The organism is Cellulomonas sp. Marseille-Q8402 (genome assembly GCF_965119525.1).
The window spans coordinates 2,007,516-2,023,369 of the sequence record NZ_CBCPLX010000001.1; the positions used below are offsets into that span (position 1 = coordinate 2,007,516).

At 74.7% G+C, this 15,854-nt stretch carries 10 protein-coding genes and 1 pseudogene; 6 read left to right on the forward strand and 5 right to left on the reverse strand.

All coding sequences use genetic code 11. The annotated features are described in order from the left end of the window. The first annotated feature begins 50 nt into the window (after positions 1 to 50). From ACWPWW_RS09240 to ACWPWW_RS09260, 5 genes are all read left to right on the forward strand, one after another. Positions 51 to 1,556, forward strand: a complete 1,506-nt coding sequence (locus ACWPWW_RS09240; RefSeq protein ID WP_454050020.1) for a DHA2 family efflux MFS transporter permease subunit — start codon at positions 51 to 53, stop codon at positions 1,554 to 1,556. Positions 1,557 to 1,732: 176 nt separating this feature from the next. After that, positions 1,733 to 2,746 (forward strand): LacI family DNA-binding transcriptional regulator, encoded by a 1,014-nt coding sequence (locus ACWPWW_RS09245; RefSeq protein WP_454050021.1) that lies wholly within the window; start codon positions 1,733 to 1,735, stop codon positions 2,744 to 2,746. A 94-nt stretch (positions 2,747 to 2,840) separates the two neighbouring features. Further along, positions 2,841 to 4,652 carry a glycoside hydrolase family 2 protein gene (locus ACWPWW_RS09250; protein ID WP_454050022.1) on the forward strand — a complete coding sequence of 604 codons (1,812 nt, stop codon included), beginning with the start codon at positions 2,841 to 2,843 and terminating at the stop codon, positions 4,650 to 4,652. Positions 4,653 to 4,801: 149 nt separating this feature from the next. Next, the gene (locus tag ACWPWW_RS09255) at positions 4,802 to 5,449 is read left to right on the forward strand and encodes a TetR/AcrR family transcriptional regulator (RefSeq protein ID WP_454050023.1); all 648 of its coding nucleotides are present in this window, start codon (positions 4,802 to 4,804) and stop codon (positions 5,447 to 5,449) included. Between the two features lie 41 nt (positions 5,450 to 5,490). Further along, positions 5,491 to 8,049 carry an MMPL family transporter gene (locus tag ACWPWW_RS09260; RefSeq protein WP_454050024.1) on the forward strand — a complete coding sequence of 853 codons (2,559 nt, stop codon included), beginning with the start codon at positions 5,491 to 5,493 and terminating at the stop codon, positions 8,047 to 8,049. A gap of 172 nt (positions 8,050 to 8,221) precedes the next feature. On the opposite strand, the pseudogene ACWPWW_RS09265 reads toward ACWPWW_RS09260, so the two are convergent. The 5 genes and pseudogenes from ACWPWW_RS09265 to ACWPWW_RS09285 all read right to left on the reverse strand — a co-directional run. Then, positions 8,222 to 9,442, reverse strand: a pseudogene (locus ACWPWW_RS09265) (chloride channel protein); the annotation flags it as partial. A 139-nt stretch (positions 9,443 to 9,581) separates the two neighbouring features. Beyond that, positions 9,582 to 11,501, reverse strand: coding sequence for a glycoside hydrolase family 127 protein (locus ACWPWW_RS09270; protein WP_454050025.1), 1,920 nt, complete (start codon positions 11,499 to 11,501; stop codon positions 9,582 to 9,584). 29 nt (positions 11,502 to 11,530) lie between these two features. Further along, positions 11,531 to 12,346 carry a carbohydrate ABC transporter permease gene (locus ACWPWW_RS09275; protein ID WP_454050026.1) on the reverse strand — a complete coding sequence of 272 codons (816 nt, stop codon included), beginning with the start codon at positions 12,344 to 12,346 and terminating at the stop codon, positions 11,531 to 11,533. Further along, the gene (locus ACWPWW_RS09280) at positions 12,346 to 13,287 is read right to left on the reverse strand and encodes a carbohydrate ABC transporter permease (RefSeq protein ID WP_454050027.1); all 942 of its coding nucleotides are present in this window, start codon (positions 13,285 to 13,287) and stop codon (positions 12,346 to 12,348) included. The genes ACWPWW_RS09275 and ACWPWW_RS09280 overlap by 1 nt, the downstream gene beginning before the upstream one ends. 65 nt (positions 13,288 to 13,352) lie before the next feature. Next, the gene (locus ACWPWW_RS09285; RefSeq protein ID WP_454050028.1) at positions 13,353 to 14,621 is read right to left on the reverse strand and encodes a sugar ABC transporter substrate-binding protein; all 1,269 of its coding nucleotides are present in this window, start codon (positions 14,619 to 14,621) and stop codon (positions 13,353 to 13,355) included. 196 nt (positions 14,622 to 14,817) lie between these two features. Here ACWPWW_RS09285 and ACWPWW_RS09290 point away from each other — a divergent pair, with 196 nt between their 5' ends. Beyond that, positions 14,818 to 15,828, forward strand: a complete 1,011-nt coding sequence (locus tag ACWPWW_RS09290) for a LacI family DNA-binding transcriptional regulator (RefSeq protein WP_454050029.1) — start codon at positions 14,818 to 14,820, stop codon at positions 15,826 to 15,828. Positions 15,829 to 15,854: the final 26 nt, after the last annotated feature.

Sequence of the window (15,854 nt, forward strand, 5' to 3'; positions counted from 1 at the left end):
CGGCGCGGCCCCCGCCACGCACCCTCCCCCGTCGTCCTCCGAGGAACCCCATGCCCAGCACCGTCCGACCCTGGCCTGCCCTCTGGGCACTGGTCGTCGGCTTCTTCATGATCCTGGTCGACACGACCATCGTGTCGGTCGCGAACCCCGCGATCATGTCGGGCCTCGGCACCGACATCGACGCGGTCATCTGGGTGACCAGCGCCTACCTGCTGACCTACGCCGCACCGCTGCTGGTGACCGGGCGGCTCGGCGACCGGTTCGGCCCGAAGCCCGTCTACCTGGTCGGGCTGACCGTCTTCACGCTCGCCTCCGCGGCGTGCGGGCTGGCGCCGTCGATCGGCTGGCTGATCGCCGCCCGTGCGTTCCAGGGCCTCGGCGCCGCGCTGATGACCCCGCAGACGATGGCCGTCATCACCCGGCTGTTCCCGCCGGACAGCCGCGGCAAGGCGATGAGCCTGTGGGGCGCCGTCGCCGGCGTCGCCACGCTGGTGGGGCCGCTGCTCGGCGGCGTGCTGGTCGACGGCCTCGGCTGGGAGTGGATCTTCTTCGTCAACGTGCCGGTCGGGATCGTGGCGTTCGTCCTCGCGTGGCGCCTGGTCCCGACCCTCGAGACGCACAGCCACCGGTTCGACGTGCCGGGCGTGGTGCTCAGCGCCGTCGGCATGTTCCTGCTGGTGTTCGGCATCCAGGAGGGCGAGTCGTACGACTGGGGGCTCATCGGCGGCTGGCTGCCGGTCTGGGGCCTGATCGGCGCGGGCGTGGTCGTGCTCGCGGTCTTCGTCTGGCACCAGGCCCGCACCCGCACGGAGCAGCTGCTCCCGCTCGGCCTGTTCCGGGACCGGAACTTCGCGCTGGCCAACGGCGCCATCAGCACCCTCGGGTTCTCGGTCACCGCGCTGTCGCTGCCGCTGGTCTTCTACTACCAGCTGGTGCTCGGGTTCTCCCCGACCCGGTCCGCGCTCATGCTCGCGCCGATGGCCCTGATGACGCTGGTCCTGTCGCCCGTGATCGGCCGCCGCGTCGACACCGCGAACCCGCGCACCATCGCGCTGACCGGCATGCTGCTGCAGGCCGCGGCGCTCGTCTGGTACTCGCTCTGGCTGACGCCCGATGCCGACCAGTGGGCCCGCCTGCTGCTGCCGAGCGCCCTGCTCGGCGTGGCGAACGCCTGCCTGTGGGCGCCGATCTCGTCGACCGCCACCCGCAACCTGCCGCGGCAGCAGGCCGGCGCCGGCTCGGGCGTGTTCAACACGACCCGGCAGATCGGCTCGGTGCTGGGCTCCGCGGCGATCGCCGCGCTGATCCAGTCGCGGCTGGTCGCCGAGCTCGGCGCCGAGGCCGCGGGGTCGACGGGCGCCGCCGAGGCCGCCGGCGCGCTGCCGGCCGTCCTCACGCAGGGGTTCAGCGACGCGATGGCCCAGTCGCTGCTGCTGCCCGCGGGCATCGCGGTGGTCGGCGCGGTGGTGGTGGCGTTCTTCGCACCCCCGCGCCGGGACGCGGCGCCCGGCCCTGCGCCGGTGCAGGTCGCCTCGGCGGAGGCCGTGCAGCACTGACCGCCTGACAACCCGACGGGCGCGCAACCGGCTGGTTGCGCGCCCGTCGCGTTGCCGACGCAGGTCCGGACCCCGTGCCGGCGCCCGCGCCGGCGGACGAGCGTGCCGACGGCCGGGCCGCCGCGGGGCCAGCCGCTAGGGTGCGGCGCATGGCTCGGGGTGCCCGCAGGGGGGCGGTGACGCTGCAGGAGGTGGCGCGCGTCGCCGGCGTGTCCCCGCGCACGGTGTCCAACGTCGTCACCGGGTTCCCGCACGTCGCGCCGCACACCCGGGCGCACGTCCAGGCCGTCATCGACGACCTGGGCTACCGCGCGAACGCCGCCGCCCGCTCGCTGCGCACCGGCCGCACCGGGCTGCTCGGCCTGGTCGTGCCGGCGCTGGACCAGCCGTACTTCGCGGAGCTGGCCCGCGCCGTCGTCCGCGAGGCGACGGCCGCCGGGTTCACCGTCGTCGTCGACCAGACCGACGGCGACCCGGGTCGGGAGCGCGAGCTGCTGCTCCGCGACCCGCGCGGGGCGATGTTCGACGGCCTCGTGCTGAGCCCGCTCGCGCTCACCGCGGCGGACCTCCTCGGCGCGGACCCGGACCGTCCGGTGGTGCTGCTCGGCGAGCGCACCGTCGACACGTCGTTCGACCACGTGCACATCGACAACGTCGCCGCCGCGCGGGAGGCGACCGCGCACCTGGTCGCGACGGGGCGGCACCGGATCGGGGCGATCGGGCTGCAGCACGACCCGCTCGCGCAGACCGGGGCGCAGCGCGAGCAGGGCTTCCGGCTCGCGCTGGCCGACGCCGGGCTGCCCGTCGACCCCCGCCTGCTGCGGCACGTGGACGGCTACGAGCGGTCGGCCGGGTTCGCCGCGATGTCCGCGCTCCTCGACGGCGACGTCCGGCCCGACGCGGTGTTCTGCTTCACCGACGTGCTCGCCGTCGGCGCCCTGCGGGCGTGCCTGACCCGCGGCGTGCGGGTGCCGCAGGACGTCGCGCTGATGGGCTTCGACGACGTCGAGGAGGCGCGGTTCGCGACGCCGTCGCTCAGCTCGGTCCGGCCGGACCGCGACGCGATCGCCCGGGTCGCCGTCGGCCGGCTCGTCGCGCGGCTCGAGGACGCGCAGGCGCCGGGCGCCCCGGAGGCACGGGACCTCACGGTGCCGCACGCGGTGGTCGTCCGGGAGTCCACCGGCGGCTGAGCCGCGCGACCTGTCCGCCCGACCCCGTGACGACGGGGTTTGCCACGTGGCAACATGGACGGCGGCAGCCACCCGCGAACCCCGAAGGACCGCCATGACGACGACGTCGGCCACCGACCGAGGCCTGCACCCCCGCCCCCAGCTCGTGCGCGACGGCCGCTGGTGGTCGCTCGACGGCACCTGGCAGTTCGGGTTCGACGACGCGGACGCGGGGCTCCGCGAGCGCCGGTACGCCGTCGGCGCCGCGGGCTTCGACCGCGAGATCCGGGTGCCGTTCCCGCCGGAGTCGACGGCGTCCGGCATCGCGGACCACGGCGACCACGCCGCGCTCTGGTACCGCCGCGCCCTGCCGGTGCCGGCCGCGGCCGACCTGGGCGGCGACCGGCTCGTGCTGCACCTCGGCGCGGTCGACCACGAGTCCGACGTGTGGGTCGACGGCCAGCACGCCGTCCGGCACGAGGGCGGCCAGACCACGTTCAGCGTCGACGTCACCGACCTGCTCGACCCCGCGCTCCCCGCCGACGGTCACGTCGTCGTGGTCCGCGCCACCGACGACCGCACCGACGTCGAGCAGCCGCGCGGCAAGCAGGACTGGCAGCCGGAGCAGCACGCGATCTGGTACCACCGCACGTCGGGCATCTGGCGCACGGTGTGGCTGGAGCAGGTCCCGGCCGTGGCCGTCGGCAGCCTGACCTGGCGGCCCGACGTGCCGGGCGCCTCGATGCAGGCCCACGTCCGGCTCCGCGCCACCGCCCCGGCCGGCACCCGGGTCCGGGTGCGGCTGTCCCGAGCGGGGGAGGTGCTCGGCGCCGCGGAGGTCCCGGTCCAGGGCTCGGACGCGACCGTGACCGTCGCCCTGCCGCGGCAGCAGAACGGGCAGGCCTACGAGCAGCTGCTCTGGTCGCCCGACTCCCCCGTGCTGCTGGACGCCGACGTCGTCCTGCTGGACGCCGCGGGCACCGAGCTGGACCGGGTCGACTCGTACTGCGGGCTGCGGTCGGTGGCGGTCGACGGCGACCAGCTGCTGCTCAACGACCGGCCGTTCTTCCTGCGCTCGGTGCTGGAGCAGGGCTACTGGCCGGAGTCGCACCTGACGCCGCCGAGCGTGCAGGCGCTGCGCGCGGAGGTCGAGCTGACCAAGGCGCTCGGGTTCAACTCGGTGCGGGTGCACCAGAAGATCGAGGACCCCCGCTACCTGTACTGGTGCGACGTCCTCGGCCTGACGGTCTGGTCCGAGACCGCGGGCGCGTACCGGTTCAGCGACGAGGCCGTCGCCCGGCTCACGCGCGAGTGGCTGGACATCGTGCGGCGGGACGTCTCGCACCCGTCGATCATCGCGTGGGTGCCGTTCAACGAGTCCTGGGGCGTGCAGCACGTCGCGCACGACCCGGCGCAGCAGGCGTACAGCCGCGCGCTGACCGACCTCACCCGCGCGCTCGACCCGACGCGGCCCGTGATCTCCAACGACGGCTGGGAGCACACGTCGTCCGACCTGCTGACGGTGCACGACTACGCCGACACCGGCGCGGTGCTGGACGAGCGGTTCCGGGACGCCGCGGCGGTGCGGGAGTCGCTGGCCGGGTTCGGGCCGGCGGGCCGGCGGATGTGGGTCGGCGGGCCGGCACCCGAGCCCGGCACGATCCCGGTGCTGCTGACCGAGTTCGGCGGCGTGTCCTACGCGCCCGGCGCGCCCGCGGGGTCGTGGGGGTACTCCGAGGCGCGGTCGACGGAGGACCTCGAGGCGCGGCTGACCGACCTGCTGGGTGCGGTGCGGTCGTCGACCGTGCTGCGCGGGTACTGCTACACCCAGCTGACGGACACCGGCCTGGAGACCAACGGCCTCTGCGACGAGCACCGCAACCCCAAGCTCCCGCTGGAGACGTTCCACCGCATCTTCGCGGGCTGAACCGGCGCGAGGGCACCGGGGGCAGGCTGCCGAGCCGGCCCCCGGTGCGGGCCACGGGCACGCGCCACCGCTCGTGACCTGAGCCACAGTCCCGCGGTTGCACCGGGTGCACGGTTGCACCGAGTGCACCCACCGCTTACGTTCTCTGCGTGACTCTCGACGCGGCATCGACCGACCGGAGGGCGGCCCTCAAGGCGCGCTCCCGCCGGGCGATCCTCGACGCCGCCGACGCGCTGATCCGCGAGCGCGGCGGCTCCCAGTTCAGCGTGGACGAGCTGGCCGAGCGCGCCGACGTCTCGCGCCGCACGGTGTTCAACCACTTCGGCTCGCTCGACGACGTCACGCTCACCATCTGCACGGAGCGGCTCAACGACGTCATCCACGAGGTGCAGGCCGTCGCCAGCGCCACCCCGGTCGGCGACGGCAGCCGGGCCTCGATGTTCGACGAGCTCGCCCTCACCCTGCGGGGCGCGGACCTGCCCGCCGCGATCACCTACCTCGCGGGCGTCCTCGCGCCGCTCGCGGAGGGGAACGACCCCCGCGCGCAGGCGCTCGCCCAGGAGGCGTTCTCCCGGGTCGCCGACCACCTCGCCGCCGAGCTGGTCCGCCGGCACCCGGCCGCCGAGGCGCTCGACGTCCAGCTGCTCGTCTCCTCCCTGGTGCACGGCGTCGCCGTGATCGCCCTGCACTGGGTCACCACCACCGACCCCGCCGCGCCCGGTGCGCGCGCGGCGTGGGACGCCCTCGTCGACCGGCTCATCCACAGCGTCCGAGCCGGGTACATGCCGGAGCACTGACGCCCCGCCACCCCCACCCATCCAGCGAGAGAACAGGGACCATGGCAGGACTCCTCTACCGAATCGGGCGCTTCTCCGCCCGCCGCGCCTGGGCCGTCGTCACGGCCTGGATCGTGGTGCTCGCCCTGTCCGTCGGCGCGTACCTGGCCTTCGGCGGCGCACTGACCTCTGCGGTCACGATCCCCGGCACCGCGACGGAGGAGGTGACCGACCAGCTCGCCGAGGAGTTCCCCGCCGCGAGCGGCGGCAGCGGCACCGTCGTGTTCCACACCGGCGGCGACGAGGCCTTCACCGACGAGCAGCGCACCGCGATCAGCGCCGCGCTGGCCGACGTGGCCGAGCTCGACGGCATCGCGGGCGTCACCGACCCGTTCCAGACCACGGCCGGCCTGGCTGAGCAGCAGGCGCAGGTCGACGCCGGCCGCGAGCAGATCGCGGCGGGCGAGGCGCAGCTCGAGGCGGGCGACGCCCAGCTCGAGGCAGGCCAGGCCCAGATCGACCAGGCGCAGGCCGCGCTCGACGCGCAGCGTGCCCAGGCCGAGGCGGCCGGCGCCCTCGCGCAGGTGCAGCCGCAGCTCGACGCCGGCCAGGCCCAGATCGACGAGCAGCAGGCCCAGCTCGACGCGGGCCGGCAGGCAGCCGAGCAGGGCCGCGCCGAGCTCGAGGCGCAGCGCACCCAGCTGGAGGACGGCGCCGCGCTGCTCGACCTCGCGAGCGAGATCCGGCAGGTCTCGTCGGACGAGTCGGCCGCCGTCGCGAACATCTCGTTCGAGGCCTCGCAGTTCGAGATCTCGACGGACACGCAGGACGCCGTCGTCGCCTCGCTGGAGGACGCCGACCTGGCCGGCGCCTCGGTGGAGCTGTCCAACAACCTGACCCAGGGCGTCCCGAGCGTGCTCGGCCCGGGCGAGGTCGCCGGCGTGGTCATCGCCGGCATCGTGCTCCTGATCATGCTCGGCTCGGCCGTCGCCGCCGCGCTGCCGATCGTGTCCGCCCTGGTGGGCGTCGCCGTCGGCGCGGTCGCGTCGCTGTCGCTGTCCGGCGCGGTCGAGATGCTGTCCGTCACCCCGGTGCTCGGCCTGATGCTCGGCCTGGCGGTCGGCATCGACTACTCGCTGTTCATCCTCAACCGGCACCGCCGCCAGCTGCGCGACGGGGTCGAGCTCGAGGAGTCGATCGGCCTGGCCAACGGCACCGCCGGCAACGCCGTCGTGTTCGCCGGCGCCACGGTGTTCGTCGCGCTGCTCGCGCTCAACGTCACCGGCATCCCGTTCCTCGGCCTGATGGGCTCGGTGGGCGCGTTCTGCATCCTCGTCGCCGTCCTCATCGCCATCACGCTGACCCCGGCGCTGCTGTCGCGGATCGGCCTGCGGGTGCTGCCCAAGAAGAAGCGCGCGACCGTCGGCCGCGAGGAGCCCGAGGCGGTCCCGACCACGCCGATGCGCACCGGGCGCGCCGTGCTCACGCTCGTCGCCGGCCTCGCGGCCCTGCTGGTCATCGCGATCCCGGCGCTCTCGATGCGCCTCGGCCTGCCGACCGGCTCCGCGGAGCCCGAGGAGTCAACGCAGTACCAGGCGTACTCCATCACCGCCGAGAAGTTCGGCGCCGGCGTCAACGGCCCGCTGCTCGTCGTGGCGGACCTCCCCGAGGCCGTGACCGCGGACGAGCTGGTCGGCGCGCAGGTCCGCGTCGGCGAGGAGCTCGCGGCGTTCGACGACGTCGTGGCGGTCGCGCCCATCGGCGCGAACGAGGCCGGCACCGTCCTGGCGTTCCAGGTGATCCCGACCGACGGCCCGGAGAGCGAGAGCACCGAGCAGCTGGTGCGCGACCTGCGGGACGCCTCGCCGCTGGACGGCGACGTGCGGCTCGGCGTCGCCGGCTCCACCAGCGCGAACGTCGACGTCTCGGAGAAGCTGGCGAACGCCCTGCCGGGCTACCTGGCGATCGTCGTCGGCCTGTCGCTGATCATCCTGATCATCGTCTTCCGGTCGATCTTCGTGCCGGTCACCGCGACCCTCGGCTTCGTGCTGTCGCTGTTCGCCGGCCTCGGCGGCGTCGTCGCGATCTACCAGTGGGGCTGGTTCGGCTCGGTGTTCGGCGTGCACGACCCGGCGCCGGTGCTCAGCTTCCTGCCGATCATCGTCACCGGCATCCTGTTCGGCCTGGCGATGGACTACCAGCTGTTCCTGGTGTCCGGCATGCGCGAGGCGTTCGCCCACGGGGTCGACCCGCGGGTCGCCGTCCGGCGCGGCCTGCACGCCGGGCGCGTCGTGGTCACGGCCGCGGCGATCATCATGGCGTCGGTGTTCGCCGGCTTCATGTTCGCCGAGTCCGCGATCATCCGGCCGCTCGGCTTCGGGCTCGCGTTCGGCGTGCTGCTCGACGCGTTCGTGGTCCGCATGCTGCTGATCCCGGCCGTCATGCACCTGGCCGGCAGGCACGCCTGGTGGATCCCGAAGTGGCTCGACCGGATCCTCCCCGACGTCGACGTGGAGGGCGCCTCGCTCGAGCGCAGCCACCCGCACCCCGTGCACCGCACGTCGGCCGACCCGTCGACCGAGGCCCCGACCGAGGGGCACGAGCCGGCCCACCGGGCCTGACCCGCGCCACCCGGCACCACCCGCACCACCCGCACCACCGAGTGGAGAGTTCTGCCCGACACGCCCCGGCGTGCCCGGCAGGACTCTCCACTCGGCGTCGAGGGGGCGGGGACGGGCCGTCAGGCGGGGCGGGACGGGGGTCGAGGGCGCGGACCGTGAGCCAGGCGGCGATCGCCGCGAGGACCGCCGCCGGGGACGTGTCCAGGCCGTCGCGGCCGACCATCAGCGCCGAGAACAGCACCGCCGACAGCAGCAGCCGGCTGGTCGCCGCCATCCCGGCCGCGACGCCCACCGCGATCGCCAGCGTCGGCGACACGTCGAGTAGCGTCACGGCCAGCCCCGCCAGCGCGACGCCGAGGAAGATCGCGGGGAAGATCGGCCCGCCGCGGAACCCGCCGCCCAGGGCGAGCGCGTAGGCCAGCGCCTTGGCGACCAGCAGCACGAGCACGACACCCGCCGACTCGCCCGCGACCAGCACGGGGATGGACGTCTGCCCGGAGAAGAGCACGTCCCGCGGGTCGGCGCCCAGCTCCCCCGCGAGCACCGCGACCGCGCCGGTCAGCAGGCCCGTGCCGAGCAGGAGCGGCAGCCGGCCGACCCGCACCTCCGTGGCGGCGACGGCCCGCGCGAGCCGGCGGACGGCCGTCACCGCGAGCGCGGCGAGCACGCCCACCGCGAGCGCCAGCAGCAGGTCCTCCAGCCGTTCGCCGTCGTACTCCGGGAGGCCGGGGACCGTCAGCCCGCCGGTCGGCAGGCCGGTCCAGTCGCCGAAGCCGGTCACCAGCAGGTAGGCGACGGCCGCACCGGCCAGCGGCGGGAGCAGCGTGGCCGCGGTGAGCGCACCGCCGGCGCCTTCCAGCAGCATCACGCCGGCGACCAGCGGCCCGCCGAACAACGTGGACATCGCCCCCGACGCACCCGAGGCGCCGAGGAGAGTGCCGGCCTGCCCGGTCACCCCGGCGCGCTGGGCGACCGCGATGCCGACGACCGTGCCCAGCCCGATCAGCGGCGCCTCCGGTCCCAGGACGAGCCCGAAGCCGAGGGTCGCGACCGCGGCCAGGGCGATGCCGGCGGCGTGCGCGGGCGGCGTGGGGCCCAGGTGCAGGCCGCTGAGCGGCGGGTGGCCGCCGTCCCCGGGCAGGCGGCGCGCGGCGGCGACCAGCGCGCCGCCGACGACCGGCAGCGCGAGCACCAGGTACCAGGGCGGGGCCGCCAGGCCGAGCGCGTCGGGCAGCCGGTCCCACAGGAGGGTCTGGAGCAGGTGCACCACCGCGACGAACGCGAACGCGATCAGCCCCGCGGGCAGACCGACCAGCGCGCCCAGCAGCGTGAGCCGCGCCAGGTCGCGCGTCGTCGGCACGGCTGCGGTCGCCGTCGGAACCGGGGCGGGCACGTCGCGACGCTACCGACGGCCTCCGGCGGGGCGCGCCACCCGCCCCGGGTGAGCGCCGAGCCCCGACGGCGGGAAGGCGGAGTGGACGGTTCGGACGGACACGCCGTCGGCGTGTCCGTCCGAACCGTCCACCGGGGCGTCAGTCCTGCGGGAGCCAGACCCGCATCGTCGACGGCCCGCGGTTGCCCCACGCGTGGTAGGCCACGAGCGGGACCTCGCGCGCGGGCGCCGCGGCGGAGTCCGTCCCGCCGGCGGGTGCGACGTAGGGCCAGTCCTCGTCGGCGGGCTCGACGGTCCGGGCGCGGACGGTCACCGTGCCGTCCTCGCGGGCCTCCGGCGCCGACCGGGTGTCCACCCGGACCAGGCCGACGTCCTCCCCCAGGTCCACCGACTCGAGCGCGTAGACCAGCGGCCCGGCCTCGACGGCGACCTGGCCCCGGACCGCGTCGACCCGCGGGTCCGCCTGCGTCCACCGCGGGGCGACGGGCAGGTCGAGGACGACCCGGCCGCCGGCCGCCGGACCCGGCACGGCGACGTACCCGGGCTCGGCGGGCCGGGCGCCGTCGCCGGCGTCGACCGTCGCCCCGGTGGCCCACGCCGGCACGCGCAGGGTCAGCGTCCAGGCAGCGGGCGCCTCCTCCACCTGCACCTCGACCCGCCCCGCGTGCGGGTAGCCGCTCGCGACGCGCAGCCGCACCGGTGCCCCGCCGACCGTCGTGCGCACCGTGCCCGGGGCGTACTGGTGCAGCTGGACGCCGTCGTCGTCGGCGCTGGCCACGTAGGCCGCCAGCGAGGCGACCGTGCGGGTCACGTTCGTCGGGCAGCAGGAGACGTGGAACCACGGCGCGCGCAGGCTGGACGACGCGCGGGGGCTGGCGACGTCGGGGTCGGGGACCTCGCCCGGGACCCGCTGCTGCAGCGGGTTCGTGTAGAAGAACGCGGTGCCCTCGGTGGACGGCGAGGCCGCCAGCACGTTGAACAGCGTGCGCTCGACGGCGTCCGCGTGCCGCGCGTCCCCGGACTGCAGCAGCAGCCGGTGGTTGGCCAGCACCGACGCGATCCCGGCGCACGTCTCGGCGTAGGCGCGGTCCGGCGGGAGCTCGAAGTCGAGGCCGAACGACTCGCCCTCGTGGTGGGCGCCCATGCCGCCGGTGAGGTAGGTGCGGCGGGCCAGCGCGGACCGGACCTGGCCGGCGACGGCGTCCAGCAGGGCGTCGTCGCCGTCCTCCACCGCGACGTCCGCGGCGCCGGCGGCCAGGTACAGCGCGCGGACGGCGTGACCGCGCAGCGTCGTCGCCGACCGCACCGGCTCGTCGTCCTGGAAGTAGGACCGGCCCAGCTCGATGTCGGCCAGCACGCCGTGCCCGCGCCGCTCGACGAACAGCCGCGCCTGGTCCAGGTAGCGGCGCTCGCCGGTGAGCCGGTAGAGCTCGACCAGCGCGGACTCGATCTCCGGGTGCCCGTCGACGCCCTGCCGGCCGTCGGGCCCGAACTCGGCGCACACGTGGTCCGCCGCACGGACCGCGACCTGCACCAGCTCGTCGTCCCCGTGCGTGCGGGCCCGGGCGACGCCCGCCTGGATCAGGTGGCCGATGCAGTAGAGCTCGTGCCCCCACTCGGGGTCGGACCAGCGCGCCCCCTGCCCGGGGCGGCCGAACATCGTCGAGATGTAGCCGTCCGGCTCCTGCGCGGCGGCGACCCGGGACGCGAGGGCGCGCAGGCGCCGGTCGAGGTCGGCGTCGCCGGTGCGACCGACCTCCCAGGACATGGCCTCGAGCAGCTTGTAGATCTCGGAGTCGGAGAACTCCCGGCCGCGGCGGGCGCCGGGCAGGGTGCCGGCCGCGGCGGCGTCGAAGTTGCCGGCCCAGCCCATCCGCTCGATCCAGCGCTCGGTGTGGTCGATCATCGCGGTGGCGTTGCGCTCCTGCAGCTCGCCCCAGAACCCGCCCTCGAGGCGGACCTCGTCGATGCCGAGCGGCTGCCAGCGGGCGGACGAGGGAGCGTGCGGACGGCCGTGCTGGGCGGCGCGGTCGACGGTGGTCTCGGTCAGGTCGGGCATCGTGGTCTCCAGTGCAGGACGAGCGGTGGTCACTTCACCGCACCGACGGTCAGGCCGTCGCGCAGCAGCCGGTACGTGGCGCTGAACACGACGAGGATGGGGATCGAGGTGAGCACGGCCAGCGCCATCAGGCCGGGCCAGTTGATGCCGAAGGCGCTCACCTGCTGCGCGAGCAGGGCGGACAGCGGGTACTGCCCGGGCGTCAGGTAGAAGTTCACGGCGTACAGGAACTCGCCCCAGGCCAGCAGGAACGTCAGGGTGCCGACCGTCGCGACGCCGTTGCGGGCGACGGGCAGCACGACCGACCAGAAGGTGCGGAGCATCCCGGCGCCGTCGATGGACGACGCCTCCTCGATCTGCGGCGGCACCGCCCGGAAGAACGGCCGCAGCAGCAGGGTGGCGAACGGGGCGAGCAGCGCGGCGTCGGCCAGCACCACGGCGGCCGTGGTGTCGAGCAGCCGCCAGCCGCTGAACGCCTCGAACAGCGGGATGACGGTGGCCGTCTGCGGCATCATCTGCAGCACGATCAGCAGGCCGAGCGCGAGGGTGGGCACCGGGCCGCGGGTGCGGGCCAGCCCGTAGGCCGCGGGGATCGCGATGAGCAGCACCAGGGCCGTCGCGCACGTCGCGATGGTCACCGACTGCAGCAGCGCCCGGGCGAGGTCGCCGCTCAGCGCCTCGACGTAGGCGGTGGTCACCGGGCGGAACAGGAACGTCCGGCCCGGGTCGAAGACGTCGTCGGACGACTTCAGGGACGTGATGAGGATCCACAGGATCGGCACCCCGTACATCAGGGTGAGCAGGGTCTTGGCGGCGACCGCCACCGGACCGGCCTTGACGTTCATCAGTCGGCCTCCTCGCGTCGGATGCTCCGGGCGTACACGACGGCCAGCACCAGCACGCCGACCACGGCGAGCGCGGAGGTGGCCGCGCCGAGCCCGTAGTCGTAGCGGACGAAGGCCTGCAGGTAGCCGAGGAACGGCAGGGTGTTGGTCGCGGTGCCGGGGCCGCCGTAGGTCATCACGTAGATGAAGTCGAACGACCGGAACCCGTAGACCAGGGTGAGGATCAGCAGCACCAGCGTGGTCGGGCGGACCGACGGCACCATGATGTGCCGGATCTGCTGCCACTTGCTGGCGCCGTCGAGCTGCGCGGCCTCGAACACCTCGGGGTCGATGGTCATCAGCGCGGCACGGAACACGAGCGTGTTGAACGGGATCACCGCGAACGCGTTGACGAACGCGACCGCGAACAGCGCCCAGTGCTGGTCGTAGAGGAACGGCACCGGCGTGTCGCGCAGGCCGGTGCTGAGCAGCACCGTGTTGATCAGGCCGGCGTCGTTGAGCAGGAACTTCCAGACGGACCCGTTGACCACCGGCGGCAGCGCCCAGACGAACACCATGAGCGCGAGCAGCCACGCCGACCACCGGCCGCTCGTGCGCAGCGCGATGGCGGCGCCGAACCCGACCAGCATGCCGAGCACGGTGACCACGACGACGAACACGAGCGTGCGGCTGATCGCCGGCCCGGTCTGGCCCGTCTCGAAGCCGCGGCGCACGTTGTCCAGGCCGGTGAAGACCCAGTCGGCGTTGAGGGTCGCGGCCGTGACCTGGCTGACCGCCATCCGGATCAGCTGGACGAGCGGGTAGATGCTGAACAGGCCGAGGAAGAGCGCGGCGGGCAGCAGGAACACGATCCGGTTGCCGCCGCGGCGGCGTCGGTGCGCCGCGGGGGCGGTGCCGGGCAGCGCCTGCCGCGCGGGCGCGGTGGTGCCGGTTGCGGACATGAGGACCTCGGGGGGTGCGGGGGCGGTGCCGGCGCCGTCGGGTGCCGGCACCGCCCGGTCGGGTGTCAGCCGAGCAGGCCGGAGAGCGTGGCGACGGCCTCGTCGGCCGCGTCCTGCGGGGACTTCTGGCCGCCGATCACGGCGGACCACGCCTGGCCGACGGTCAGCTGGACGTCGGCCACCGCGGCCGGCGGGATCACCGGGTCCGGGTAGCTGGCGCCGAAGTCGGCGATGGTCTGCGCGAACGGGTCGAGCAGCGCGTTGCCGGTCACCACGTCGGCCTGGGCCGTGTCGGCCCGCGACGGGATCGAGCCCACCAGGTCGGGCGCGAGCTCCTGGCCCTCGACGTCGAGGTAGGTGCTCTGCAGGTACTCCCACGCCAGGTCCGGGTCGTCGGCGTGCGCGCCGATGCCCTCGCCCTCGCCGCCCAGGTACACCTGGCCGGTGTCACCGAGCGGCAGCGGGGCGACGCCGTAGGCGAAGTCGGCGTCCGACTCGGCCGTGCCGATCTGCCAGTTGCCGTTCTGCGCGAAGGCCGTGTTCCCGGCGGCGAACTGCTGGAACGGGACCGTCTGGTCCCAGGTCACGGCCTCCTGCGTCAGCCAGCCGTTGTCGACCCACGACCGGACCCGCTCGAAGCCGGCGGCGAGCGCGTCGGCGTCCGGCTCCTCGTAGCTGAAGCCGGCGTCGCTGATCCAGGGGTAGGCCTGCCACTCGCCCTGCGACTGCGGCAGGCCGGACAGCGTGATGCCGCCGTAGCCGGCGTCCTTGGCCGCGGCCATGGCGTCCTCGAGCTCGTCCATCGTGGTGGGCGGCTCGACCCCGATCTCGTCGAGGATGTCCTGGTTGTACCAGAGGCCCAGCAGGTTCACGTAGCCCTGCACCGCGTACAGCTGGTCGTCGACGCTGTGCAGCACGGACTCCGGGAACTGGTCGGCGTCGGCGAACTCGGCCCAGCGGTCGTCCAGCGGGGCGAGCACGTCCGCGAGCGCGAGGGTCGCGGCCTCGGCGCCGTTGAACACCACGACGTCGGGCCCGGTGCCCGCACCGGCGGCGGAGACCAGCTTGGAGTTCATCTGGTCGTACGGGACGTAGACGTTCTCGACCGTCGCGTCGCTCTCGGACTCGAACTTCTCCTTGTACGCGTCCATGAGCGCGACCTGGTTGGGGTCGGAGAAGTAGTGCCAGACGGTGACGACGCCGTCGCCGCCGCCCTCCGCCCCGGAGGTCGATCCGCCGGCGTCGCCGCCGGCGGAGGTGCCACCCGAGCAGGCGGCGAGCCCGAGGGCGCCCGCGGCGGCCAGGGCGATCAGGGGTGTGCGTCGTGCCTTCATGCGGACCGGTCTCCTCGTCGAGTGCGGTCGGTGGCGGGCCTCGGTGCCCGACCATCGCTGGAACCGGGGTCTCGCCGAAAGTCGCCGAAACCCTTTTCGGTGACGCTAGCAGCGGACCGCACCGGTCGTCAACGGGGTGCCGGGGCGCATCGTTTTCGTCGTACGCTGACCGCCGTCGACCGCACGAGGGGGATCCATGAGCACCGACGCACCCGGGCGGCGCCAGGTCACGCTGCGCGACGTCGCGCAGCTCGCCGGCGTCTCCGTGGCGACCGCGTCCAAGGCGATCAACGGCAAGGCCGAGGTCAGCCCCGACACGCGCCGCCGCGTGCTCGACGTGGCGGAGCGGCTCTCCTTCACGCCCAACGCGCTCGCCCGGGCGATCCTCGACGGCCGCACGGGCACCGTCGGCCTCCTGACCCACGACCTGGAGGGCCGGTTCTCGCTGCCGATCCTCATGGGCGCCGAGGACGCGTTCGGCGCGGGCCGTGCCAGCGTCCTGCTCTGCGACTCCCGCGGCGACGCGATCCGCGAGCAGCACCACCTCGCCACGCTGCTCGGCCGGCGGGTCGACGGGCTGATCGTCGTGGGCTCGCAGACCGACGCCCGCCCGCCGCTCGGCCACGACCTGCCCGTCCCGGTCGTCTACACCTACGCCCCGTCCACCGATCCCGCGGACGTGTCGGTGGTCCCGGACAACGTCACCGCCGGCCGGATCGCGGTCGAGCACCTGATCGCCACCGGGCGGCGCCGGATCGCCCACGTCTCCGGGGACATCACCTACGCCGCCGCGACCGACCGCGCCGCGGGCGCCGACGCCGCGCTGGCCGCGCACGGGCTCGAGCGCGTCGGCCCGGTGCGGTACGGCTCGTGGTCGGAGGCGTGGGGCCGGTCCAGCGCGACGGCGCTGCTGGACCAGGACGTCGACGCCGTCGTCTGCGGCAGCGACCAGATCGCCCGCGGCGTGCTCGACGCGCTGCACGACCGCGGCGTGCGGGTGCCGGACGACGTCGCCGTCATCGGGTTCGACAACTGGGAGCCGATGATCGCCGGGTGCCGGCCCGCGCTGACCAGCATCGACATGAACTTCCAGGCCATGGGGCGACGCGCGGCCGAGCGGCTGTTCGCCTCGCTCGACGGCCGGGACGCCGGGGGCGTCGAGACCGTGACGCCCCGCGTGATCGTCCGCGAGTCCACCGGCGGCTGACGGATTCCTCGCTGCCGCCGCGCGTG